We start from the raw sequence: 24,759 nt of genomic DNA, 5'->3' as shown, positions 1-24,759 counted from the left end.
ATGCCGGCAGAAACACCATTCACGTATAATGATAGGGCTTCGATGAACGTTGATTTCCTGATAGGGGTCGGTGTGTTCTTAATGGCATTCCTGTTCCTCGCATACTCTATTCCCGGCATATTCATACCTTACCAGACAAATTCCGTCGACCTGGGCTCAGTCATCTACCGAACAAGCTGTATACTGGCCGAAGACCCGGGCTGGTATACTAACACAAGCGTTTCTCCTGCAAGGAGCGACATATCATGGGAAGATCAGGAGAACCTGGCGAACGTTACCCGTATCGGGCTTGCCGTAGATAAAACAATACCGAACGTGCTGTCAAAAAAGAAGATAGCGGCTCTTAATAAGAGCATCTCATATGATCTGTCCAGGGATAAGCTGGGACTGAATAATTCTATTGTTTACGATTATAACCTGACTATAGAAAAAATGACGCCTTCAGGAAATATGACTCTTTTACTTAAAGGGCCGACGCCCGGCAATTATAATGTCGAATATATGGAAAGGAACGTTCTTATCGACGAGGGAAAGAGGCTTTTGATAGACGGGGCTAAAACGACAGGAAATTCGAACCTGGAGCTAATAGTCGATCCCTTAAAAAAATATGATAATAACGTGACGATCACCATACAAAATTCAACGGGAACCGCCATTAACTTCGGGATCCAGCAGGTAATGACCGCCTATAATATCACTTTTCCGAGCATGACCCCGGATAAGTTCAAAGTCTATAAAAATGGCGTATTGCAGCCGGTAGCCGGAAATTATTACGTCGTCACATATGATAGCGATGATGTTATAGACCTGGTCATTCCGGGATCCACGATAAAAGATATGTCCGTCATCAGGATGATAATAGCGACATCGATGAGCCCGGGCAGTTTCCCGTCCGGCGCTCAGTATTTCGAAGAAACTAATCCGTATTACTGGAGCCTTTACTCTCCGGGCATACTTAAACTGAAGGTGTGGTCATGGTAAAGATATTCCTTCTCAAAGATGATTCTGCCCAGTTATACACGATCGAAGGCATAGTTGCTTCCGTTATTATGATTATTACTTTGTCTTTCGTCCTGGGTTCCATTACGTTCGTTTCCCCCCAAACCGAAAAGACCTCGGAAATGAAAATGAGCGTAATGGCCCAGGATGTATTGAATATCCTTAGCGTTTCCGACGTTAATCATCCCGGAGACCTGAAAAAATATGTGTGCGGATGGAACGGCACGGGAACTGACGCCGATAACGAAGTCCCACTCAACGACACTTACATCGGTGATCTCAGGGATTCTATAAGCTCCGGCCTTCCCGGTAACGTCCAGTATAACGTCCGGTTCAGATATGACGATGGCGGTGTCTTTACTGATAAGCCTGTCATATGGCACGGCGACCCTCATGATAATGCCGTAGCGGTCTCCCGGCTGGTAACTTTGAATGATGAGGATTACGGGGATATGTATATGTCCTGGTTCTGGAACGAGCCTTCCAGAAAAAACTCGATGCCCAAAGTCGTGGAAGTAAAACTTGTGGTATGGCATATTTGAAAAAAATGGCCCGTATTGTATCAACATTAGACCTGGTAAAAATTATGGGATGGATGGAATGAATAGTAAAATTAAGTTTACAATAGTTATCCTTTTCGTGTTATGTATAGCGGGTATCAGCTTTATCTCATCCGCGAGCGCCTCAAGTTCCGTAAAGGTCAATGGGACAGTCAGCATAAATAATGTCCCGACCGGCGAAGCGACCATTAAATATGTTTACATGACCGGGGGAAGCGTAAGCACAGTAACCGACGGTAACGGCTATTATGAGCTTTTCGTAGATACCGATAAACTGTTATCTGTAGAAATTTTCTATGGCGGCTCAAAACTGGACACCAGCAGCACGTTCATGTACGAGAGCGGCATGACTGATGTCCGGGCGGATTATACTTTTAACAATATGGGCGTATCCCCACCCCCGGTAATCATTCCGTCCCCCACACCGACTACTTCGCCCGTTCCCTCTGTAACGACAACCCCGATTATAACGCCTGCTCCTGTACCGGACCCGTGCTTCAACATTTCCGGTATGATAAAAGATATGAAAATGAACGGCATACAGGGCGTAAAGATCACGATATGGAATACAGCTTCCGAGAATGGCAAAAGTGTGAACACCGGCCTTCCGGACATAATAAATAATCCTCAGCTGACGGGGACCGGCATTTCAAGTCCTGCCGGCTCATTTAGTTTCGACATGGTTCCCGCAGGCACATATAATATTACCGCGGAAAAAGACGGGAAGGCCACTTATCAGATCATAGAGATATTCCAGTCAGGCACGTTGACTTTGAACCTGGTCTTACAGGACAGCGTAGAGCCTGCAGGTAATGCAACCGGACAAAACATGACGTTTACGCCACAGCAAAATCCTGTCTCGAGCCCGACATCTCAGCCCACAGTAACCCCGGCCCCTCATTCGACCTCAGATCCTGTCTCGAGCCCTACATCTGATCCGACCGGGAAAAATCCTGTAAATCCCGATCCGAAAGCGTCTACTGATTCATTGGTTAGTTACTTTACCTATATTGCCTTAGGATTGGTCTTATTGATCTGCGGAGGGTTCTTCGTGATAATGTTATTAAAAAGATAGGCTAATGTTCTTTTTTTATTGTTAATTTTTTTAAATAGGTCTATCCTTTAAATTTATTTTTGAATTATCAATTCAAAATGATGGTATCATTTATTACCTGATAAAAAAGTGTATAATGAAAAGCCATATTATCGTGATTTTTATGATCCCTGCAGAGATACTGGAAAAGATAGGGAAAGAACGTCATGCTTATGAAAAAGAGCTTATGGAGTTCATTCGCATTCCCAGCGTCAGCGCCGACCCAAAACATGCTAATGATGTCAGGAAAGCCGCGGAATGGGTGCTGGAAAAATTACAAAAAATGGGCTTTGAGGGCAGATCGTATGAGACCGAGGGGCATCCGGTCATATACGCTGAAAGATGCCCTTATAAAGATCAGCAAACACTGCTCATATACGGGCATTACGACGTTCAGCCGCCAGATCCTGTCGAGGCATGGAAAAGCCCTCCGTTCTCGCCTGAAATAAGGGATGGATATATTTATGGCCGCGGCGCTACCGATGATAAAGGCCAGTTCCTCACCTACCTGAAAGCGATTGAAGCGATCCTGTCCGAATCCGGCGAGATACCGATCAACGTCAAATTCCTTGTAGAGGGCGAAGAAGAGCTGGGAAGCATTAACCTTGTACCTTTTGTGAAAAAACATAAAAAAGAGCTCGAAGCGGATGCCATTGCAATATCTGACAGCGCGCAGTTCGCTTCCGGGATGCCTACCATATGCTATGGGCTGAGGGGTATAACATATTTGCAGCTTGACGTATACGGTCCGGCCTTTGACCTGCATTCCGGACATTATGGCGGTGCAGTGGCCAACCCTGCGAACGTACTGGTGGAAATATTAAGCAGATTGATGGACAATGAAGGAAAGATCCTCATACCAGGTTTCTATGATGATGTTATCGACATAGAGCCGTGGGAATGTAAAGAAATGGCGTCTTTGCCGTATGAGGAAGAGGCGGTTAAGAAACACCTGTGCATCAAGCATCTCAAGCCTGAAAAAGGGTATACTCCGCTCGAATGTATGAAAGCCCGCCCGACTCTGGACATTAACGGGATATGGGGCGGTTATTCGGGCCCCGGAACAAAGACGATAATACCTTCAAAAGCCGGGGCTAAAGTCAGCATGAGGCTGGTGCCAGACCAGGACCCGGAGAAGATCACAGCGTTATTCAAGGAATATGTAAATTCCATCTCTCCGGAAGGCGTTACTGTCCAGATGACCGAGTTTCAGAAAAACCATCCTGTCATAGTGCCGCGTGAAAACGATACTATAAAAGCCGCTTTTTGCGCGATACAGTCGGGGTTCGGTAAAACGCCCGTGTTCATAAGGGAAGGGGGGTCCATCGGGATCGTCAGCGATTTTAAAAATGTCCTTGGCATTGAGAACATACTCCTGATCGGATGGGGAAGCCCGGATGACGGAGCACATTCCCCTAACGAGCGTTTCAGCCTTGAAGATTTCAATAACGGTATCAAGTCGGCGGCCGCATTATTATATGAGCTCAAAGTCTGACGTCAGAAAGCGGGTAACGCATATTGATTATCGGAATGCGGAACCTTCTTTTTTTCTTTTTAATAAAATGTTATGTAATGTATTTCTTTAATGTATGGGTCATATTATCTTTGATTAAGTCAACCACAAAGGGCCTGAAGGCTACTAATTTATTAACCCGAAGCGCTCTAGGGGCTCTAAGGACCACTATTTTTCACCACGAAGCGCTCAAAGGCGAATAAGGTACACAAATTTTTTTAGATAATTATTATTTTTTAAATAATGTCCTTTGTGAACCTTCGAGCCCGTTGAGCGCTTTGTGGTGAAAAAGAAGATAACAAATTATGTATTAAAGGTACATGCCGTTATACTCTTCCTACGGGCATTATGTATAGCGGTCGTTCTTCCTCAGGCATCCCTATAATCCTTTTCACTTCACTGTCGGAGAAAGCACCTATTGTCACGGTGCCCAGGCCAAGCGACTCTGCCTGTAGGCAGACATTCTGTGCGGAATGTCCGGCTTCCATATGGACATATTTCACGCCTCTGGGGTAACTCGCCCCGGTCCTGTAATCCTGTTCCGGCGTACTATATTTTCCTGTCGTCATCTCGTACACTCCCGAGATGACGATGTCCACAGCACCTCCTTTGACACATGGCTGTCCAAGGGCTGCCTTACATAGCCCGTCCCTTGCATCACCTTCTTTGACCGGTATCAGGTCATGTCCGGCAGGCCTGTACTTGTAAACGCCCGGAGCCAGCCCCTCCACATTTCCAGCCACAACATATACTTCGAGCGGGTACAGGGCTCCCGCGGACGGCGCTGTCCTGAAGCCCCGCGGATCAGTGATACCTTGAGCCGCCCATAGCAGCTGCGATATTTCTGTAAGTGTCAGGGATGCGTCCTTGAACTCTCTGACAGACCTTCTACTGGAAAGAGCTTCTTCGACCGAAGTATCGCTGTCGTGTGAGGGCTCAGGAAGCTTTATCGACCCGGACAGCGGAGATAAAGTCACTGCAGTAATGTCCTCCTGCGGGTGAATGCATCCTGCCAGAAGCATTGACATGCATATTATCGATAAAAATGATTTTTTCATCATCCACACAAAAATCGTATACTTTTTTTATATAAAACATTCTGGATAAAATAACACAGTATTTTAGATAGCTGAACGTCACATGCGTTTTATTCATAGACAATATCTCGCTTATATCCGAATAACGATAATATGTCCCGAAAAAATGCAAATATTATTTTCAGATAATTCTACAGAAAAATATTGGACTCAGTAAAACTGTCACCAGCCCAATAAAATGGGGAGCTTGAGACCCCTTTATAACATTCACTGTTTTCATCTTCTTAGAAAAATGAACTTTCCGAGCACTATTACGAAGGCTATGATGACAAGCAGTAATACCGGGTCATGTACTGGCATTAGATTTGTTGTGACCGTTCCGGAAGAAAATGCTCCGCTTGACTGGCTTACAACACCTGACATCAGAGTTGTAGGGACAGCGGTAGGGTCTACCTGGTACGCTCCCATAGTAGTACTGTTATAGATGTCGTAATTGTTCACGTCACCGACGGTGTTCATGATATGGGATTTTATATCAGTTATTGAGTTGATCCCGTACATAGTCAGGTTATACGCTCCCATGTCCGAAGGATCCATGGACTGCGCCTGTATCGTGTTTATCTCATTGATAGTGTTCATTCGCTGTGAATCGGCGATCAAGTTTAAATTAAAAACAGTCTCGTTAAAGATGCTTAACGCTTGCTGATAGTCTACCGTAATATATACCCCCCATTTTCGCAGGCCGTTTGATTTTTTACGATCTAACGGTCGTTTGCATATTAACCGTATGTTATTAAAATAATATAAATTTTATGATTTGTTTCTCGTTTTAAAAAATTATTTTTTTCAAAAGGACCTTTAAAATCATGGTCCAGTCACTTTTGCCAGGATATTGCTGATGTTTTTAGAAGTGTTTAAAGTCGAACCGGCCCATAAACACAGAAGCCTCAATATAACATCTTATTGCAGTGTGCCATTAATTAGTTGGTTTATAGATCATTGGCTGATGATCGTATATGCTCGAGATATTTTATGCTGGACATGGGGATGAGAATTTATCACACCAATGTACTGCCCGAACAATATCCTTGAAAGCTTATCCGACGTAACCTTATAGGCCATCGAATTTGCGGGACAGAGCACTCATTCCTGTAGTTGGACGATCTAACGATAAAGGATTTATAAGCTTCAGTCATTGCTATCTCTAAAAGTATGTTCGTGATCATCTATGATAAGTAAAAGACAATACCTATCCGCTATTCTGCTTGTATTATCTCTAGTTATGGTAGCGGGATGCACAGGATCGACCACAGAAAAAACGGTGAAAGCTGGCGACATCGTTACCGTGGACTATACGGGCTGGTTCGATGACGGCACGATCTTCGATACTTCGAACGAGACTATAGCACAGGAAGCGGATATCTTTAACCCTTATATTTCGTATGAACCCATAATTTTCACGACCGGATCAGGCGAGATCATACAGGGATTTGACGATGCGGTGATAGGCATGAAGATAAATGAATCCCGGAACATCACGCTCACACCTGAGCAGGCGTATGGGCAATATGATCCTTCTCTCATCCAGCCTGTCCCGATGAGCACGCTCACGGCAGCCAACATCACGCCTTACGTCAACGATACTCTGTACTATAACATGGAACCTGTCAGGGTGGACTCTATCGATGGTAATGAGACCGTATATATCGATTTTAACCATCCGATGGCAGGCAAGACACTGCATTTCATGATAACGGTCAGGGATATACAGACTGAATGAGTGACGGATATTAAATTGCGCCAGGGTGCAGTAGTGAAACAATATGTTCGACAGAAACCTGCCCTGGCATTCCCGTATGAGTATTATAAAGATATTATATACAGTATCTTGCCCTCAATCATCCAATCATTCTTTATGCGGTCGGGGTTAGTTACATTTTACTAATTAATATCCAGTAAAAAAAGATTTATTTTGACATAAATGCTTTTAAAAGTGAGGTTATGTTACAATATGCCTGAAGGTACGATCTATTGTGGTAACTGCAGAGAAGAGCTAAGCATCGCGGCAAAAGCCTGTCCTAAATGCGGATGCGATCCCAGAAAAGTGGTAAACTACTGTACTAATTGTGGAGAACCCAAGAGCAGCGAGGCTGCTATCATATGCACGAAATGTGGTGCTCAGCTATCGAGGTCCGGCTCTTACAGCAGCGGAAGCAAGGGAAGTTCAGAGATGACGCCGGAAATGGCTGCCATAATCAGCCTTCTGATACCGGGACTGGGATTATTCCTGATATATCCTGAAGATAAAAAACAGACGGGAATACTGATCACCCTGGGCTTGATATTCGCCGACATCGTGACGTTCATAGCCGGTCTCATACTTGTATGGTTCCTTGTAGGGCTGTGCTGTTTCTTCTTCGTGCCAGTCATACACATCGGCGCTGCCGTATACACCTATAACGAGGCACAAAAGCTCGCTGGCGGTAAACCGCTGTTTTAAGCCCATATGCTTTAGGCATGGGCTATTTTTTGTTTTTTAATATTTTCTTAAAACTAATATCATATCATTACTATATATGATCTAAACGCGAGGGGATTGAGCATCGAACCGTTTTAATCATCGATCATTAAATCTTCCCTAAGGTTCAAACCGGGACGTAAAATAAATATTTGCCGGGGTAATTGTTTTTAGACCACTATCGTCCCCGGCTTTTTATGCTTTGTCTCTTACTCAGGCAATAGCACTGAATCGATCACGTGGATTATGCCATTGCTTGCTTTGATATCCGGCTGTATGGCCTTCGCACTTCCGATTATTCTGTTATAACCGGTCATGTTTATTGGAATAACGCTCCCTTCCAGTGTCTTCAATGACTCTTCGGCCGATAGGTCGTTGGAGGTATACCTCCCTCTCACGACATGGTATTTTAAAATCCTTGCCAGCCGGGATTTGTCTTTCAAGATGGAGTTCAGGGTATCCTGGGGTATCCTTTTGAACGCATCGTCGTTCGGCGCGAATACAGTAAACGGTCCGCGCCCTGTTAATACGTCGGCCAGGCCCGCTTCCCGTATCGCTTTTTCAAGTGTCTTGAAATTTTCCGACTGTTTGACCACGTCGATGACTGTCGTTTGCATCATCTCGGACGGCACAGCCACCTGTAGCTCTAATAATGCTTTTATTATGTTACTCAAGGGTATCACTCCTTATATATTATAATTTAAAGCCTATCTTTTTTATATATTATATAATCAAATATCTCTTTTTATATATTATTAAAAAATGATACTGTATAAACCGCCTTTTATCCTCATTATTATTGATTTAGCCTAATCTCCTGTATCGTATGCGCGTAATATCGACAGTTTACACTACTATAGATTTATTTACTTTTACGGCGGTGCCTCACTTATCTTGATCTAATTTATGGGATACGGGACCGGAGAAAATGGTCCCGTCTACAACAATCTAAAATATTAAAGCTAAATTTTTGCTTAGTGTGAAAATTAGTATTATTATAATGACATTATTATACGTAAGTAGTCCGAAATCTCGGGGCCTAACTATATACTCTATAAAGAAGCGGGCGAGGTGGGATTTGAACCCACGGTATCCGGCTTAGGAGGCCGGCGCTATGTCCTGGCTAGGCCACTCGCCCATGAGAAATGCGAACCCATAATTGTCATAATCCTATATAAACTCTCCGATATTTGCTAAAAAGAAATAAGCAAGCACAAACAAGCCAAAATATAAAACACCAATTATTACTACCAATAATATTTACAAAAATACCGCTTATCCACTAAAAACTTCATAAAAAAGATGTGACTCGGTTTTACCCTTAATTCTCCAATCGAATCTCGCTATTATTGGTGTTTTAGTCATAATAATTTTTGATAATTTATAAATATCTGGCTTAGAATTTTATTAATGGTGGTTATAATGAATGGAAGAAGAGACCCGTTGACCATAATTGCATTGGTCTTACTTATAGTGGGTGGCTTGAACTGGTTGTTATACGCTTTTAACTTCAACCTCGTACAGGCGATATTCGGTGACGTCAGGACAAGCATTCTGGCACAATTAGTATACATCCTTGTCGGACTTGCAGCCATATACATGCTGTACCCGCTCTACGAGATGCTTACGGCCTCCGCCGAGAGACCGATCTCCCGTTAGACGAGATTAAAAGTGTAGACAACAAAGAACGACAATTCAGCCGCTAAAAATTTTATTTTTTTATCACACCTATTACGATCCATCGAGATTATAGGCTTTTTCTTTTTTAAATGCATAATGCTCATATAAAAAACAAAAAAGATATGCCGCTACGTGCGCGTCATATCCTCTTATGGCCTATAGCATCATGTCATTCTGCCGTATATCTGCTCCCCGGCTTCCTCGGCACTTAATATCTTATCCGCAAGGCTTGAGCTTCTGGGTATCTTAATGGCGCCTGTCCTGCCTACAGTGGCAGTGAACAGGTACTCTTCCCCGGCCACTATTTCCAGCGTCTCGCCCGAGAACCTCTCTCCCAGGTTTAAGACCACATGCCTCTTGGTCTCCTCGGTAAGTATGGGGACCTCTCTTTCCTTCTTAAACTCGCTCTTATCAAGCTTTTTCCCGGCAGGCTCGGCCATCTTTGCCTCTTCGCTCACGGAGAACGGCCTTACGTCTATCCGGATCCCGAGCAGCCTCTCTATCCTGTCGATAGTCCTGCCGGATTTGCCCACCACGTTCGGGATATCCTTATCCCGTACACGAACAAGCGCGCTGCTATCCCCGGTCATCTCCACTTCGACATAGCCCTTGGCGTATTTACTGACCTCCCTCTGAATATCCTTCATGGAGGCGGCAACAGCAGCCTTAGTCTTTTTCTTCTCCGCGACCAGCGGCATTACGACGATCTGTTCACCGAAGGTGTATATTTCGTATTCAGGCTTTCCGGATTCCATATCCTTTACCTGGATGATAGGCCTCGCCAGGTCCGACTCCGTCATGCCGTGAGGGACTTTGACAGTAAAAGTGATATCATATACCTTCTCGATAGAACCTCTGTCGATGAACACTACCGTGTCCACGACCTGCGGTATGACCCCGAGCTCTATTCGTCCGATGAACCTCTGGATGGCGTCTATCGCCCTGGTGGCGTGCACGACACCGATCATTCCGACGCCTGCAAGCCTCATGTCCGAGAATATCTCAAAGTCCGACGTCTTCCTGAGCTCGTCGTATATCGTATAGTCCGGCCTTACGAGAAGTAGGATGTCGGCGGTGTTCACCATGCTGCCTTCGAGCGGCGAGTACTGGGTTATCGCCTCCGGTAGCTGAAGGTCTCTGGGGGATTCCATCGTCTTAATGATGAAATCATGCCCGAAAAGGAACTCGGCGCATGCCTGGGCGAATGTGGATTTCCCGGCGCCGGGAGGGCCTGATATCAGGATACCCCTGCGCTTCTCTATGAGCCTGTCCTTAAAAGTGCCGCTGAACTTATAGTCCTCAAGGCTTAATTTTGCGATCGGCCTTACGATGGTGATCTCGACACCGTCGGAGAACGGCGGCGTTGCTATGGCGATCCTCATCGGGCCGAGCTGGACTACCGTTGCACCGCTCCTTTCCATCTCAATAAAGCCGTTTGGATCCTGCTTTGACCGCTCCAGTATCTCATGGGCCATCCTTAAAAGCTCTTTATCCGTGGGCTTTTCATCACTTACTTTTATCAGGCGCATGGTCTCTATAGAGCCTCTTTTTGCCATTGGCTCCACGTTAGCCTTTAAATGTACGGACATCGTGTCGTCCGTGAAATATTTCATTATCTCCAGCGGCTTTAGCTCCTCGACATCGGGCTTAAGATATACGACATTGATGCCTTTTGCCCTGGCGACCTGGGCCTGCACGACGTCGCTCGTCACGAAAGTGGCCCCGCAGTCATAGGCCTGCTGCCTTATCATGGCGTCTATCTCGCCTGCAGGAGCTAATTTTATCTGGGCGGGAGTCGGCCTCGAGCCGATAAAATCAAGGAGAATATGCCCTGCTCTGGACATTTCCTGCAGCTTTCGTAGTTCTTCCAGGCCGTTAAAACCTATCTCCCTTCCATAGTTAGCCTGTGCCTCAAGCTCCGACACGACAGCTTCGGGCACGAGAATGTTCGTGTCCTTATATTCGCCGCTCAAAACTTTTTGTGTGATCCTCCCATCGATGATGGCACTTGTATCAGGGACTATCTTTCTCATGTTGATCCGACATTATGATAATTATTTTTAGTCTTTCAAAAAATTTACTTTAATCCTTAAGCAGGGTATACGTCTTCAGGATTAAAAGCCTTCGTACCCACTATATCACCCTGCACGGTACGATAAAAACAGGAAATATATCCGGTATGACAGGCTGCCGTATCCTGCTCTACCAGCAGCAGCACGCAATCCCGGTCGCAGTCGATCCTTATTTCCCTGACTTTCTGGACATGTCCGGATGTCTCTCCTTTCTTCCAGATCTTACCTCTGCTCCTGCTAAAATAGTGTGCCATACCCGTACTGACTGTCAGCTCGAACGCTTCCCTGTTCATGTAAGCGAACATCAGCACCTCTCGGGTATTGAAGTCCTGCGCTATCGCCGGCACCAGCCCGTCTTTAAAAATCGGCTCGATCATTAAACCCTTAATATATGCATAAGCGTTTAAAGCTTTTTATGGGTCTTAGTCTAAGTGCTGTTTCCAGTATATTCGACGGTTCATATGATCCTTGCCGGATGGATTCAAATGATATTGTTCGGGCATTGCATCATATCCACGTACAAGATTAAAGACCACTTTTCCTCACAGCCGGCAATGATCACAAAAACAAATAAGTTAATGGGACTTACCACCAAGCAGTTTTTTAGCAGCTTATCATATAAGGTAAAAATTCAAGCCCATTAAGCCATTAAAGTATAAATATGATAAATTACATTTTATAGTGATAAACTCTATCATGATGTGCGTCATGGGCTTTCATGTTTTATCGCATGGATAGTAATGTTTCTGATATTGATATTGGGGCAGGGATCGGTTTGAAGGCGGATGTCGGAAATTGTATCAGGTCAGGGATACTTTTTGGTCTTATACTGGGAATGTTCATTTCATTTCTCATAATATCTTTACTTGGCAGCGTTAGCGAGCATGGCAGCCTTATCGGGACTTACTTTGTGTACTTCTTACTCTTGATGGGGGCTTTATTAGCCGGAGCGTATACCGCCCATCTTAACCGGGATATTTCAATGCTCAATATGTCCGGGGCGGCGAACGTGATCACCGGCGGACTGGCCGGGGTGATCGTAGCGTCGATCGGCATACTGATGCCTGTCAGCGTTATCTATTATTTCCTTGACGGAGTATTCTTCGAGATATTCACATCTCTGCTGGCTTTCATGATAGTCTTGTTTTCACTTGCCACGGGCGGCATCGGAAGCGTTCTTTACACTGAGATGATGGCGATAAAATTGCAGACCTCCATAACATAGGCGATGGTCCCTTAATTCTTTATGCCAGTCATGTATTGTAAAATAGCCCATACCTGGCTAAAAGACAATTTTATTGGTATGGTCGTTATGATATGATCTTATTCTTACCGGCAAATGTCATGCTTTATTTGTGAGAGCCGCGATGAAAAGGGCCGATATCAAGTTAAAGGCTATCATTGCGACAAGCCCTCCTAAGATGCCATAAATAAGTCCGAGCTCTATGCCTGCGCCGCCTTTGATGCCGAGGCCCACGAATAGCAGGATAAAAGAGTCAAAAAAGACAAGAAAGCTCATCATCTTTAGTATCGGGTTCTCGTAAAGGATCTTTAAGTTCATGATAACGTCCTTTTAGATATTGATTATTTATTCAGCCATGTTCAAAATTTAAGCCTTTCAAATATCATAAAAAAATTGGATTTTTAGTATAAATAGGTGATGTACTCCGAATTTATTTATCATTAAGTAATTACTGAATGGAAATTATTTATTCCGGTTAAAGGAATCGGTAGAAAAATAAATTTTTTGCACGGACAAAATGCCCGTGCAATTAATTATTTCATCTTCCTCTTCTCGTTCCTCCCGGCCTGCTAACCCCTGACGGGGCCTTTGGGCTTACAGGTCTGCTTATCCCTGACGGGGCGCTCGGGCGGCTTATGCCGGAAGGTGCCCTTGGCTGAATTCCGCTGTCAAATCCCGGGCTTACCGGCCGTGTTGTGGGAATGTCTCCGGGTCCTCGTCCCGGTCGGATCGTAGGCCTTGAAGGCAATGCCGTCGGGCCTATCGGACCTCTGGTAGGCCTTGCTGTCGGCCTGAACGTCGGCATACCCGGTCTTGCGCTCACACCGAAGTCAGGTCCAAAGCCTGGTCTGGTGGTCGGTCTTATGGATGGTCTTCCTGGTCCGATGGTAGGTCTTTGTGTCGGTCTTATGGATGGTCTTCCTGGTCCGATGGTAGGTCTTTCGGTTGGTCTTATGGATGGTCTTCCTGGTCCGATGGTAGGTCTTTCGGTTGGTCTTATGGATGGTCTTCCTGGTCCGATGGTAGGTCTTTCGGTTGGTCTTATGGATGGTCTTCCTGGTCCGATCGTAGGCCTTTCCGTGGGCCTTATCGTAGGCCTTTCCGTCGGTCCGGGCCTAAATGTCGGCCTTGGTCTCGGAGGCCTTATGGTCGGGTAGTGCCGGATCGGGACCGGTATCGGATAGTATACAGGGAAGTATGCCGGGAACACTATCGGGGTCAGCGGCGGGTAATACGCGACGGGATATACAGTTATGACCTGGGAAACATAAATATTCGTCACCACGGTAGTATAGTAGTTATTCTCGATGTTGGTGACATACTGGTTCACGAACGAGTTCAACTCACTAAAATCGACCGTGTACACCCTCATCGACGAACTGTCAAAAACGGCTGTTATCGGGCGGTCCATATTAAATGTGTTCATCGCGCCGTCAGGAGTCACGGCTGACATCTTGTTCACCGGGAATGTTACCTGACCGTTCTCATAAGATATCTCGCCTGTCTCGACCATTACCATCAGCGTGTTCACGTCGGTCCTCATCACCGATGAAAGGTCGCTGACGCTAATCTCGTCGATCGATCCTGTTGACTGCTCGAGCTCTTTCAGGTCTATTTGAATGGCGCCTGATGAAGTGTCCATGATCCCGGGCAGCGCGGAGCTAAGCCTGTATATGGTGGCCAATTTTGCTCCGGGTTCATATATTGCGAAACTATTGATGAGGAAATATGTCCTGTCCTGTTCTTGCGAAGCTATGCTCACAGATAATGCAAAGTTGTTTTGGTATGCCGATAAGCCCCGTACGCTTTCAAGGCCCGGTATTGACAGGCCCCCTTCACCGGCATAGTATTGTTGCCCTTGAGGATATTGCTGAGGCATGAATTGCTGCTGTCCTCTGGCATCAATGGAGAACTGTATAGATGCCATCAGGATAGCTCCCAGCATCGATACGGATATCAATATCGCCAGGGGCTTTTTTATTGTGGAAAGATCCAAGTCTCCACCCCCATCGAATATTGATTCGTGTGAATTAAATAATTTTTCATTTTATATTTTAAAAATTATCATTTACTTAACGGTAAAGTCAAATCTTTTAATATTTATACTTTTAATATCCAGAAAAAATGATACAGGGATATGGGCATTACCCATATCCTCTGAATGTTCTTATCGGCGCCTTCCACCTGAGGATCTGACCGCTCCGCTGCTTTTCGTACTTCTTGCAGGAGCTGACTTTGTCCCTCTTGTTACCTGCCTTGCAGTGCTCTTCGATGCCGGTCTGTAATTTGATGATGGTTGAGATTTAATGGCTGGTGCAGACTTTTTTGAGGACCCTGTGTATTGTGGGCTTTGTCTTGCAGGGGCCTTATTTATGGGATTTTGAGGTTTCTGGTAAGATGATGGTTTTGATACTGAAGGAGTTTTGTAGGTCTGCGGACTGGATTTTTTCACTGGGGCGGTTTGAGTCCTTTGCGATCCCTTATTTACAGCAGGCATACTTGTGCGTCCCTGCTGGGATGGCGCCTTTGTCGAGGCGATTTTCGGACTGTTCTGCCCTCCGGGCATCGCGTTGCTTTTAGCCTGGCCTGACTGCTTTAAATTATTATTTCCGGAAGAGGGTTTGCTCACTATATTTTGTTGTCGAGGGGCGGCATTTGACTTGCCGCCACTCTTTCCTCCTTTAAATTTTCCCATGTCGCCCGGTTTATATGTCGATCCAGACTGGCTTTTTGGCGCTGTTACTGTTTTTGTTGGTGCGCTTGTTTTGCTTTTTGGCGCTGTTACTGTTTTTGTTGGTGCGCTTGTTTTGCTTTTTGGCGCTGTTACTGTTTTTGTTGGTGCGCTTGTTTTGCTTTTTGGCGCTGTTACTGTTTTTGTTGGTGCGCTTGATTTGCTTTTTGGCGCTGTTACTGTTTTTGCCGGTGCGCTTGATTTGCTTTTCGGGGTGTTATCCGCCGGTTTCGAAGATACTATTCCCGGCCCGCTGCTGGGTGCCGAAGGTGCAGATACCCTCGTAAATGGAGAATCCTTGCCGTCTTTTTTAGCCGCTCCTTTGGTATATGCCGGTCCAGATACTGTCCCCGGTCCTTTTATATCATTACCTTTTTTCTGGACAGGGGCACTATTTGGAGTGGTTGCCAGAGATGTGCTTTTTTCAGGCTGGCTTTTTCTCGTGACCGTCCCTGATGTCTGTTTCGGCCCCTGTCCTTTGAACTTTCCTTGCGTGCCTGGCTTATCATCCAGGGCTGAAACTGCAGGTTTATTAACGATGTCGGACGTGTATGGTGCCGGCTTTCCTGCGATAGACGGTGAACTGCATGAGGACGGGCTGACAGGATCCGAGCAGCCTGCAGGCGTACTTATGGGCTCAGAGTATCCTTTCCTACCGGGCTGGCCGTCCCGTTTGTCATAAAATGACTTCCCGCGCTGTTTATCATAGTTTTGTCCGTATCCGGACCCGTAATATGGCGCGTCATATCCTCTATACCCGGAGGGCTCATAGCACGATCCTCCATATCCCGGTCCTCCATAGTCTCCGTAGCATGGTGCTCCACATCCTCCATATCCCGGTGACCCGTAACCTCCGTAGTCTCCGTAGCATGGTGCTCCATACCCTCCGTAATATGGTGATCCGTAGCCCCCGTAGCACGACCCTCCGTAAGGCTGGCCATATCCATATCCTCCATATCCGCCGTAACCCCCGTAGAAGGGAAACGGTCCGATATATGGCGGAGACAGTATCGGCGAGATCACGTTTATCTGATTAAGGACATTGATCTGGTTGACCACGGATATGAAAGTATTTTGCTGCACGCTCACGAAATTTTGCTGGAACACGTTGACAAGCTCGTTGAACGCGACAGTGGAGAGCACATCGTTTCCGGCGTCGTATACGGCCGTTACCGGAGTCTCGAGCATGAAATCGTCAAGCACGCCGTCAGGCTCAAGGACCGACATCTCGGATATTTTGAAATTGACCTTGTCCTGCTCTACCGAATCCAGCGACATGACCGTATTAAGGATCATGTCGTCCGTGTTTTTCATCAGCATGGAATTCATATCCTTTTTATCTATGACGTCCACGGATCCCAGCGAATCCTCAAACGAAGAGAAATCTATCATCATGGTATTCTTTTCAACGTCTATGACACCTTTCAAAGGCGTATTCAGCGAATGTAAGATCGCCTTATCTGACTGGTCGTTATACACGCAAAAAGACTTCACGTTGAAAGGTATGTAGTTCTGTTCCTTTGAAAGTACGTTGATCCCGTAGCTTACCCTGTTCTCACCGTCGATGATGCCTACTATGCTTTCCATTCCCGGCAGGCTGACCGTCTCAGGATATCCTGCAGGCAACTGAGAATATGTATTGCCTGGCATGCTGACCTGCCCATACGGGTCGCCGGACGAGTAGCTTTGACTGTAGTATTGCGAGCCTCCCGGAGACACATAGCTGCTATCGTACTGGCATGTCCCGGGGGACACGCATAACGATAGGAAAAGCGCCGCCGTCACTATCATACTAAAAAATTTAATGATAGAGGGCTCTATAGCCATTGGTACATTCATTTTTTCCATCCCCATGACCTAAAATATAATTTGCTTTTATATAATTATGGGATGATTTTACTTAATAATAGAATTTTTTTGTAGATTAAGAGTATATACCTTGCAGGTCAGGACTTGATAAAGGATATAAAAAAGTACGGGCGTTTACGATACGCCAGCGTCAGAGTTCATCGCCGAACTCAAGGCTTTTATTTTCAGGTATAAGTACGACGAACCTGCATCCTTTTGTATGGTCCCCGTCGATCCTGTCCTCGACCCATACCCTTCCACCGAACTTTTCCGTAAAAGTCCTGACCATAAGTAAACCCAGGCCTTTCCCCGCTGCTTTTTTTGATCCGGGGACCATTTTTTGGAAAAGCCTGTCCTTTAATTCTCCGGGTATGCCCCGGCCGTCATCCTCGATGGATATCCTGTGATATGTGCGTTCATCCTCCTCGATCCTGACTATATCGACCTTTACGTTAACGTCCTGGTCCGAGTGCTTTATCGCATTATCAAAGATATTCATGAATATCTCCTTTATTTGCGGAGAAGCATAAACGAACGATCCCGGTTTCCCGTTATATGAGACCGAAAGGCGCTTTTCCTGTACGGGCTCGATGCTGCTGATGCACTCCGAGATGACATCGTGCAGGTCGTAGTATTGCATGGACAGTTCGGATCTCTGCACTTGCTGTATGTTTTTTACGCCGTCGACTATCTTTATGCTTTTACCTAGATTTTCTAAAAGTTTCTCGACGAGCGCCTTATCTTTTTCTTTGATATATGATATCTTTTTAACATCCTCAAGAATGGCCATGCTGGATCTGTTGATGCTGTTGATATCCCTGCATAATAGCTCAACGTACATCTCGGCCCTTTCCTTTGAGTTAATGAGCTCCTGGTCTGACGTCAGCTTACTGATCCCCAGCGCTAATTGATTGGACAGCCTTGTGATCTCGGAAAGCTGGTCTTCCTCAATGGCTCTGTCATCTCCGGTAGCGGCCACAAGCACTCCTATAAGGTTTCCTGCGGCTGACAATGGTATGCTGGCTATGCTTCTGATGCTGCGTTTTTTCGCGAGCGGGTCGAACGCCCTGACAGAGGCGCATTGCCTGTAGTTCTTGATCAGCAGCGTCCTGCCTTCCACGCATGCCCTGCTCAGCAGGTCGGGATTCATGATATCGGGCCTTTCCCTCGGGGGCAGAGGGCACGTGTTATCGAAATCCCCCTTTATGACCTTTAATTTCAATTCCCCGTCCAGAGGGTCATATATATAGAACCATAGAGTTTTCAGCTCAAGTGCGTTTAAAATGATATCTACGGACTCTTCGATAAGGTCATCTATGTTCCTAATATCCACCATCAGGTTCCCTATACCGAATACTGCGTCCTTTACCGTCACGTCCCTGAATATCGCGATAGCTCCGGCGAGCTTTCCATTCTCATCGTAAAAAGGTGTCGCAGATGTGTTCACAAGCCTCTTCGAGCCGGAAAAGACGCGGATGGTTGACATTACGTTCTTAACAGGATTACGCGTTCGCACTGCCCTGTATAACGCTAACTGTCTTTTATTTAGGGGCTTTCCGGATATGCTCCCGGGCCTCATGAACATTATCACATCGTAAATGCATTTATCCTTTAAGTCTTCCTCTCTCATCCTGAAGACCTTACACAGCTCGTTATTCATCTTCAGGATATTGCCGTCAACATCACATATGGCAACCCCGTCCGTTATCTGGGAGATGGTGGCGTTCAGCTCTTCGGCCTTTGAGATATTCCTCTTTATCGGGTCAATGCTCCTCTCATGGCTTCCGACGCTTTCGTATATCACCGTCACTATGCTGCTTATCCTGCCATCGTCCCGGATTATGGGGATATGATCATAAACATGGTATACAGGGGGTTTCCTGCCTTTTAAGGGCTTCAGGTATTTTCCCCCGCATGGCCGCCTTGTCAATAATGCCTCGTTCATGCGGTCGACGACACCCGATCCTTCAAGCCCCCTGAATACCTCTTCAACTTTCTTCCCCCCGGCGTTCCGCGTGCCTGTAAGCCTGAGAAAAGTATCGTTGGCCTTAAGGAACTTCAAGTCACTTGCGTTGACCACGGCTATACCCGAAGATGCATTCTTCATTAATTCCTCGAAACGCTCTTCATTATAGACATTATCCAGCGCTTTTTTATCGTAAGAATTGTTGATACGTATAATGTTAGCCGATATTATGTTACACAATGATCTTAAGAGGTCGATATCATCGTTCTTAAAACTGATGTGGTCGTGAGGGGCGAATTCCAGCGCGCCGATCATATCCTCCGCGACCTGTAGCGGGATGAATCTGTGCATGTCCCTTATTTGCAGTCCTTCTCTATGATATGGTTGTACCTCATCCCTGTTTTTTGCGCCCGCCCGGAGCCGAAGGCCATCCCGTTTCCTTATTTGGCAGTCGGGGTAGATATTGGTCCTTTCAAATGGCGTATACTTTTCATCGCAGAACAGGGATACCCTTATCATCCTCAGGTTTAGCGTCCCGCTGATAATGTCCATGAACGATCTTATCATCTGGTCCATATCCGTCGCGGCGGTAGCCATTTTTGCGACCTTCAGCATCAGGTCTTTTTCCGTCTCGTCTATGCCTGCGCAAAGAATTCCTGTCAGCCGCTCGTTTTTATCCTGGATTGGCGTATAATGCCACCTGACGAACCTTTTACGGCCCGGTTTTGTAAGGACGTCCGTCTCCAGCATAAACCCGTCCTCATCTCCAGGACTTTTTAGCTTTTCAAACAGTTGAAAAATTATGTTCTTATACTCCCCGGGCAGGAATATCTCAAAGGCATCACGCCTTAGGACCTCTTCTTTTTTATAACCGATAACTTCCTCGGCCTTTCTGTTAAAATAGATTATCTCGCCGTCAAGGCTTATGGCGACGACGATAACGTCCATCCTGTCTTTAAGGTCTATAGACAGTAAAGGTACATTATCAATAGTGCCTGTCCCTGTACTATCACTCTTGTTCATCAGCATTTGTTCCAGGCCCCGTGATAGCCACTAGTACTTCTATGTCAATCTTATTATATTTCAATTATTATATTATGAATATTTAAGAGTATATAGCTTTATCTAATGGAGAATCAGGGCTTTTTCATGCGATAGTTAACTTTATTATCCTGCGCTCGTGTATTATGCGCTCATGTTAAAGTTGAGCTTCGAAAGAATACTGTTCATCTTACTTATCTTCATACCGATCAGCATAGTCATGGAACTGACGCACTCTAACCCGGTATTTATCTTTTTCACGGCAGCGCTCGCCATAATACCTCTTGCCGGATTCATGGGAAAAGCCACCGAGGAGCTTTCAAAACAGGTGGGCGCCGGGCTGGGCGGGCTGCTCAATGCCACTTTTGGCAACGCTACAGAGCTCATAATAGCCATTTTCGCCTTGCAGGCAGGCCTGTTCGAGGTCGTGAAAGCATCCATCACGGGTGGTATCATAGGGAACATGCTGCTTATTGTCGGATGCAGTATGCTGTTCGGCGGGCTGAAAAGGGAAAAACAGACTTTCAACCCTCAGGTCCAGGGAGCTAACTCCACTATGCTGGCGCTTGCAGCGGTCGGCTTAATAATGCCTGCCCTTGTATCCCACATATTCGACTTTAACACTGTTGAGACATTGAGCCTCGGCGTATCTTTCATTCTGGTGATCACTTATATCTTTAGCCTGCTATTCTCGCTGCGCACTCATAAGCATCTATATTCCTGCGAGGAAGACCCTGAGGAATGTAAACCAAAGTGGTCGAAAAATAAGGCAATAATGGTGCTGTTGTTAACCACGGCCGTCATAGCAATGGAAAGCGAGTTCCTGGTGGGCGCTGTGGAGCCAGTGAGCGCATCACTGGGCCTTACAGAGCTATTCATCGGTGTCATCGTAGTGGCCATAATAGGTAACGCCGCTGAGCACAGTACAGCGATACTGATGGCGATCAAAAATAAGATGGACCTCAGCCTCGGCATAGCTATCGGGTCGAGTACGCAGATAGCGCTCCTCATCGCCCCGGTGCTTGTCTTCGTCAGCTATATCTGGGGTAATCCAATGACGCTCGTATTTAACCAGTTCGAGGTAGTTGCGATCATCGCAGCCGTCGTGATCGCCAATATGATCTGCTCGGACGGAGAATCAAACTGGTTCGAGGGAGTGCAGCTCATAGCTTTGTATGCAATGATGGGTGTCGTGTTCTTCCTAATATGATATTTTTAGGCGTCCATTGAGGCCTAATAGTTCATTTTTTTATTATAACTGGAGTCCTCGAGCGGTTAGTTTACAGGGTCATTGCCTGGTGAGATGGCGATGATCCTGATCCAGCGTGATGTATATTAATTAACAACAGATACAAATTAACTTCATATGATATTCACCACTAAGGGCTCTAGGGTCCGCTATTTTTCACCACGAAGCGCACGAAGGCGACTAAGGTCCACAAAAATTTTTAATATATGATAATCATCTAAAAGAAGCTCTTTGTGTTCCTTGTTCGCCTTTGTGCGCTTTGTGGTTGGAAGCTAGTGGTACCTGGTATCATTTGTAGTAATTAAAAAAGTGAGAATATCTCAGCTAAACATATGACTTAGCATAGATCCTTCAGGACCTTCAAGATAAAAAAATACCTGTGGGCTGACAATTTATCCCGGTATCAGCCCTTCGCCGATGAAGATATTTCTCGCTTCTTCGAACGTGACATCCGCCGGAGGTATGATAAGATCGGATTCCTTGATAGTCGCGGGGTCCATCGGTATTCCGTTACTGCGCACGATCTCCACAAGTTCCGCGTACTTCTTTTTAAACCCTTCGCTGTCGCTTTTCGCTATGCATCGGACGATCTCGTTATCGATCTCATTGATCTCATCCAGGTACAGGGACGGGACGATATACTGGTTCTCGTTCAGTATCCTGATGATCATCTTTTTACCTCCTGTTTCATAATCTCCAGCTCTCTCTTGATGTCAGCTTCATCCTTTATCTTCTCAAGCTCCATCTCGACACGCGTCTTATCGGTACCGAACTCCTGTATGACACCCTGCTCGATAAGCTCGTCCAGCGCCTCGCTGCGCGCCTGCATTTCTTCGGTCTTATCCATTGCCCGCTGTACTGCAAAGCCCACATCGGCCATCTCTTCGCCGATCCCTGCTGTGGCCTCCGTGATCCTTACTTTTGCCTCGGCCGCCGAGTACTGGGCTTTTATCGTCTCTTTTTGCGAACGGAATATCTCTACCTTCGTCGCAAGCCTCTTGTCCATGTCCATGAGGCGGTCCTGTTCGAGCTTCATGTCCTGTATCTGTGTGCTCAGGGCCTCGATCTGGTTCATCATCTGTTTTTTACGCTCGAGGGCGAGAGTTGCAAGGTCGTCCCTGTTGACAGCGACGGCTTCCCTGGCCTGTTCGTTCAATGAGTTTACGCTCGATTCAAGCTTTGTCTTCTGATGCTCGAGCCTTTTCTTTGAGGTCACAACGTTAGCTATGCCTTTCTTGATCTCCTGCTGAAGCTCCAGCTGTCTCTTATAAGAATAGTCGAGAGTTTCCCGAGGGTCCTCGAACATGTCCAGTAACTTACTGATCTTGGCCTTGATCGTGGCCGTGAGCCTGCTTAAAAGTCCCATAAATATCCCGAAATAAAAGTAATACTTTTTCCTATAAACATTTTATTTAAAAAATAAATCGCGACAATTGCGTCGCGACAGATTTTTAAACGCTTTTATGCTAACGTGACCTTTCCGGTATTCATTGTTTCCTTGTAGAACCACGTCAGGATATACGCATATGCCACGTACTGGAAAAACCCTACCCATGGTATGGTCACTATGAATATGCATGCAAAAGCGCTGATCAATCCTATTATGAATATTCCGACCATCAACAGGAGGAATCCGACCGGGTTGGCCAGTATCAACTTTAGCGAGTTCAATGGGTTGACAGCCTTGCCAAGATCATCGGTCGCCGCATATACGACCCAGACCAGATATGCCATTATGCCCAGTAAGATTATGATTATCATAATAGGCACGAGCAATACGAGCCCTATGATCAGAAGCACGTTACTGTCTGCCATATCCGATAAAATTATCGGGATCAGGGCAACGAGATAGATCAAGAAAATGACGATGCCATATATCACGAACAGTATGGTCACGAAAATGCCATCTTTTAGGAGTTCTCCAACATCGTCAAAATCCGGCATTTTTTTGTTACCTTTTAAAAGCTCTCTCATGCATCTGGTCACATATCCCAGCACAAACGGTATGCCGATGATCGCCAGGCTTAAGATAAATAATAACCCGCCTACAAGAAGCGATGCCGGATTTGACAATCCGTATTTAAAAGAATTGACAACACTATCAATAAATCCCTCATTTTGTTCCATATGGGGACCTCCATCGACTTATTTACTCTTTTATGGTACAAGAATACTTCCGTCATGTTCTTATTATTTACCCATCCTATCTATGGAGCTAAGGCATTTCATTGCGTAGTGTCCCAGCTTTCTCTTATACTTGAGCGAGATGTAAGGGTTCCTGGATATCCGGAACATTGAGTTTGCCATATAAAGCGGGTTACGTTTGGTCAGGTCTATGAACATGCCAGACTGGTCATCAAAATTTCCGGCATAGTACCAGTACATGTGGCCTATGAATTTATCGGCGTTGTACGGGTTCTTAGTATACATGGTCGCATAATGGAACAGTTCCCCTGCCATTGTCCCGAGATCTTGTACAGGGTCCCTGTATCGCGACCGCTCAAGGTCGATCGCTAACATACCGTTCTCGCTGAATAAAAAATTGGATGGGGTGGCGTCTCCATGCACAAGGGATATATGGGCTTTTCTTACCGGATCATATGATAGCCACTTATCTAAAAGGTGTTCTATATGTGGCAGCTCCTCTCCGTCAAGGGCTTTTTCGCAATAAGCCTGGTATGAATGCTTAATTATTTCTTTTTTTACTGCCGTCCGGTTTATCCTGCGCTTTTTCCCGGTCTTTTTATGGAGGCTGCTTAGATACCCTGCCAGCAGCGTCAGCTTTTCGTAGAGTATTTCAGGCTTGTCTTCGATATATGCTTTTTTTATGAATGTGGAAAGGCTGGCACCAGGGGCATATTCTTCTATCAAAAAAAGATTCTCGTCGTTTTTATTGATGACCTTTACAGTCTTGTATCGATCATTGCCCACACCCAGATCTCTAAAGTATTTTATCCTGTCATACTCTTTGTTAAGGTAATGTACCATGTTTGATCTTGATTTTCCCTCTTCATAAAATGACTTTATAATGAATTTTTTATGGCTTTTTCTATCGCTGATACGATAGACATTATGTGAACCGTTCAATTTTTCAACATATAACGCGGGCTTGCTGCCAATGCCCATTGTTTTATTTAATGAACGTTTTTTAAGGTACTTATACAGGTCCGAATCTTCTTTTACCTTCCCTATTTTGATCTTCATAAGTA

Annotated in this window: 22 protein-coding genes and 1 tRNA gene; 9 read left to right on the top strand and 14 right to left on the bottom strand. The window is 45.6% G+C overall.

Annotation, left to right across the window (positions count from 1 at the left end):
• The 4 genes from CUJ83_RS03885 (at position 1) to CUJ83_RS03870 (ending at position 4,147) form a co-directional block, all read left to right on the top strand.
• Positions 1–981: a DUF7287 family protein gene (locus CUJ83_RS03885; RefSeq protein ID WP_230740814.1), complete on the top strand. Its 981-nt coding sequence runs from the start codon at positions 1–3 to the stop codon at positions 979–981.
• The gene (locus tag CUJ83_RS03880; RefSeq protein WP_230740812.1) at positions 975–1,541 is read left to right on the top strand and encodes a DUF7288 family protein; all 567 of its coding nucleotides are present in this window, start codon (positions 975–977) and stop codon (positions 1,539–1,541) included. Before CUJ83_RS03885 ends, CUJ83_RS03880 begins: the two co-directional genes overlap by 7 nt.
• A gap of 58 nt (positions 1,542–1,599) precedes the next feature.
• Positions 1,600–2,634, top strand: a complete 1,035-nt coding sequence (locus tag CUJ83_RS03875) for a carboxypeptidase regulatory-like domain-containing protein (protein ID WP_230740810.1) — start codon at positions 1,600–1,602, stop codon at positions 2,632–2,634.
• 142 nt (positions 2,635–2,776) lie between these two features.
• A complete protein-coding gene (locus CUJ83_RS03870) occupies positions 2,777–4,147 on the top strand; it encodes a dipeptidase (RefSeq protein ID WP_230740808.1) in 1,371 nt (456 codons plus the stop codon).
• A 344-nt stretch (positions 4,148–4,491) separates the two neighbouring features.
• Here the strand turns inward: CUJ83_RS03870 and CUJ83_RS03865 are convergent, their stop codons facing one another.
• Positions 4,492–5,226 carry a SagB/ThcOx family dehydrogenase gene (locus CUJ83_RS03865; RefSeq protein ID WP_230740806.1) on the bottom strand — a complete coding sequence of 245 codons (735 nt, stop codon included), beginning with the start codon at positions 5,224–5,226 and terminating at the stop codon, positions 4,492–4,494.
• A 252-nt stretch (positions 5,227–5,478) separates the two neighbouring features.
• Positions 5,479–5,841 (bottom strand): hypothetical protein, encoded by a 363-nt coding sequence (locus CUJ83_RS03860; RefSeq protein ID WP_230740803.1) that lies wholly within the window; start codon positions 5,839–5,841, stop codon positions 5,479–5,481.
• 589 nt (positions 5,842–6,430) lie between these two features.
• Here CUJ83_RS03860 and CUJ83_RS03855 point away from each other — a divergent pair.
• Both CUJ83_RS03855 and CUJ83_RS03850 read left to right on the top strand, forming a co-directional pair.
• Positions 6,431–6,982 (top strand): FKBP-type peptidyl-prolyl cis-trans isomerase, encoded by a 552-nt coding sequence (locus tag CUJ83_RS03855; RefSeq protein ID WP_230740801.1) that lies wholly within the window; start codon positions 6,431–6,433, stop codon positions 6,980–6,982.
• Between the two features lie 231 nt (positions 6,983–7,213).
• Positions 7,214–7,702: a zinc ribbon domain-containing protein gene (locus CUJ83_RS03850; RefSeq protein WP_230740799.1), complete on the top strand. Its 489-nt coding sequence runs from the start codon at positions 7,214–7,216 to the stop codon at positions 7,700–7,702.
• 227 nt (positions 7,703–7,929) lie between these two features.
• Here CUJ83_RS03850 and CUJ83_RS03845 read toward each other — a convergent pair whose 3' ends face one another.
• Both CUJ83_RS03845 and CUJ83_RS03840 read right to left on the bottom strand, forming a co-directional pair.
• Positions 7,930–8,394, bottom strand: coding sequence for a fasciclin domain-containing protein (locus tag CUJ83_RS03845; RefSeq protein WP_230740797.1), 465 nt, complete (start codon positions 8,392–8,394; stop codon positions 7,930–7,932).
• Positions 8,395–8,783: 389 nt separating this feature from the next.
• Positions 8,784–8,858 (bottom strand) — tRNA-Arg (locus CUJ83_RS03840).
• Between the two features lie 284 nt (positions 8,859–9,142).
• Between CUJ83_RS03840 and CUJ83_RS03835 the strand changes: the two genes are divergently transcribed.
• Positions 9,143–9,379 (top strand): DUF378 domain-containing protein, encoded by a 237-nt coding sequence (locus tag CUJ83_RS03835; RefSeq protein ID WP_230740794.1) that lies wholly within the window; start codon positions 9,143–9,145, stop codon positions 9,377–9,379.
• A gap of 185 nt (positions 9,380–9,564) precedes the next feature.
• On the opposite strand, the gene CUJ83_RS03830 is transcribed toward CUJ83_RS03835, so the two are convergent.
• Positions 9,565–11,433 carry a PINc/VapC family ATPase gene (locus CUJ83_RS03830; protein ID WP_230740792.1) on the bottom strand — a complete coding sequence of 623 codons (1,869 nt, stop codon included), beginning with the start codon at positions 11,431–11,433 and terminating at the stop codon, positions 9,565–9,567.
• Positions 11,434–11,489: 56 nt separating this feature from the next.
• Positions 11,490–11,849, bottom strand: a complete 360-nt coding sequence (hisI, locus tag CUJ83_RS03825) for a phosphoribosyl-AMP cyclohydrolase (protein ID WP_230740790.1) — start codon at positions 11,847–11,849, stop codon at positions 11,490–11,492.
• Between the two features lie 353 nt (positions 11,850–12,202).
• Between hisI and CUJ83_RS03820 the strand changes: the two genes are divergently transcribed.
• Entirely contained in the window at positions 12,203–12,697 is a 495-nt protein-coding gene (locus CUJ83_RS03820; protein WP_230740788.1) for a hypothetical protein, read from the top strand.
• Between the two features lie 117 nt (positions 12,698–12,814).
• Here the strand turns inward: CUJ83_RS03820 and CUJ83_RS03815 are convergent, their stop codons facing one another.
• The 4 genes from CUJ83_RS03815 to CUJ83_RS03800 all read right to left on the bottom strand — a co-directional run bounded on the left by CUJ83_RS03815 (position 12,815) and on the right by CUJ83_RS03800 (position 20,283).
• Complete coding sequence (locus CUJ83_RS03815) at positions 12,815–13,033, bottom strand: hypothetical protein (RefSeq protein ID WP_230740786.1); 219 nt, start codon at positions 13,031–13,033, stop codon at positions 12,815–12,817.
• A gap of 220 nt (positions 13,034–13,253) precedes the next feature.
• Entirely contained in the window at positions 13,254–14,711 is a 1,458-nt protein-coding gene (locus CUJ83_RS03810) for a hypothetical protein (protein ID WP_230740784.1), read from the bottom strand.
• A gap of 171 nt (positions 14,712–14,882) precedes the next feature.
• Entirely contained in the window at positions 14,883–17,294 is a 2,412-nt protein-coding gene (locus tag CUJ83_RS03805) for a hypothetical protein (RefSeq protein ID WP_230740782.1), read from the bottom strand.
• 151 nt (positions 17,295–17,445) lie between these two features.
• Positions 17,446–20,283 carry a PAS domain S-box protein gene (locus tag CUJ83_RS03800; protein ID WP_230740780.1) on the bottom strand — a complete coding sequence of 946 codons (2,838 nt, stop codon included), beginning with the start codon at positions 20,281–20,283 and terminating at the stop codon, positions 17,446–17,448.
• Between the two features lie 172 nt (positions 20,284–20,455).
• On the opposite strand from CUJ83_RS03800, the gene cax reads away from it, so the two are divergent.
• Positions 20,456–21,511 (top strand): calcium/proton exchanger, encoded by a 1,056-nt coding sequence (gene cax, locus CUJ83_RS03795; RefSeq protein WP_230740778.1) that lies wholly within the window; start codon positions 20,456–20,458, stop codon positions 21,509–21,511.
• A 431-nt stretch (positions 21,512–21,942) separates the two neighbouring features.
• Here cax and pspAA read toward each other — a convergent pair whose 3' ends face one another.
• The 4 genes from pspAA to CUJ83_RS03775 form a co-directional block, all read right to left on the bottom strand.
• Positions 21,943–22,221 (bottom strand): PspA-associated protein PspAA, encoded by a 279-nt coding sequence (gene pspAA / locus CUJ83_RS03790; RefSeq protein WP_230740777.1) that lies wholly within the window; start codon positions 22,219–22,221, stop codon positions 21,943–21,945.
• Positions 22,218–22,916 (bottom strand): PspA/IM30 family protein, encoded by a 699-nt coding sequence (locus tag CUJ83_RS03785; protein ID WP_230740775.1) that lies wholly within the window; start codon positions 22,914–22,916, stop codon positions 22,218–22,220. The genes pspAA and CUJ83_RS03785 overlap by 4 nt, the downstream gene beginning before the upstream one ends.
• A gap of 95 nt (positions 22,917–23,011) precedes the next feature.
• A complete protein-coding gene (locus tag CUJ83_RS03780; RefSeq protein WP_230740773.1) occupies positions 23,012–23,677 on the bottom strand; it encodes a DUF4013 domain-containing protein in 666 nt (221 codons plus the stop codon).
• Positions 23,678–23,740: 63 nt separating this feature from the next.
• The gene (locus CUJ83_RS03775) at positions 23,741–24,754 is read right to left on the bottom strand and encodes an aminoglycoside phosphotransferase family protein (RefSeq protein ID WP_230740771.1); all 1,014 of its coding nucleotides are present in this window, start codon (positions 24,752–24,754) and stop codon (positions 23,741–23,743) included.
• Between the last annotated feature and the right edge of the window lie 5 nt (positions 24,755–24,759).

It is taken from the genome of Methanooceanicella nereidis (assembly GCF_021023085.1).
GTDB classification, from domain to species: domain Archaea; phylum Halobacteriota; class Methanocellia; order Methanocellales; family Methanocellaceae; genus Methanooceanicella; species Methanooceanicella nereidis.
This window is presented reverse-complemented; position numbering and strand designations above follow the sequence as displayed.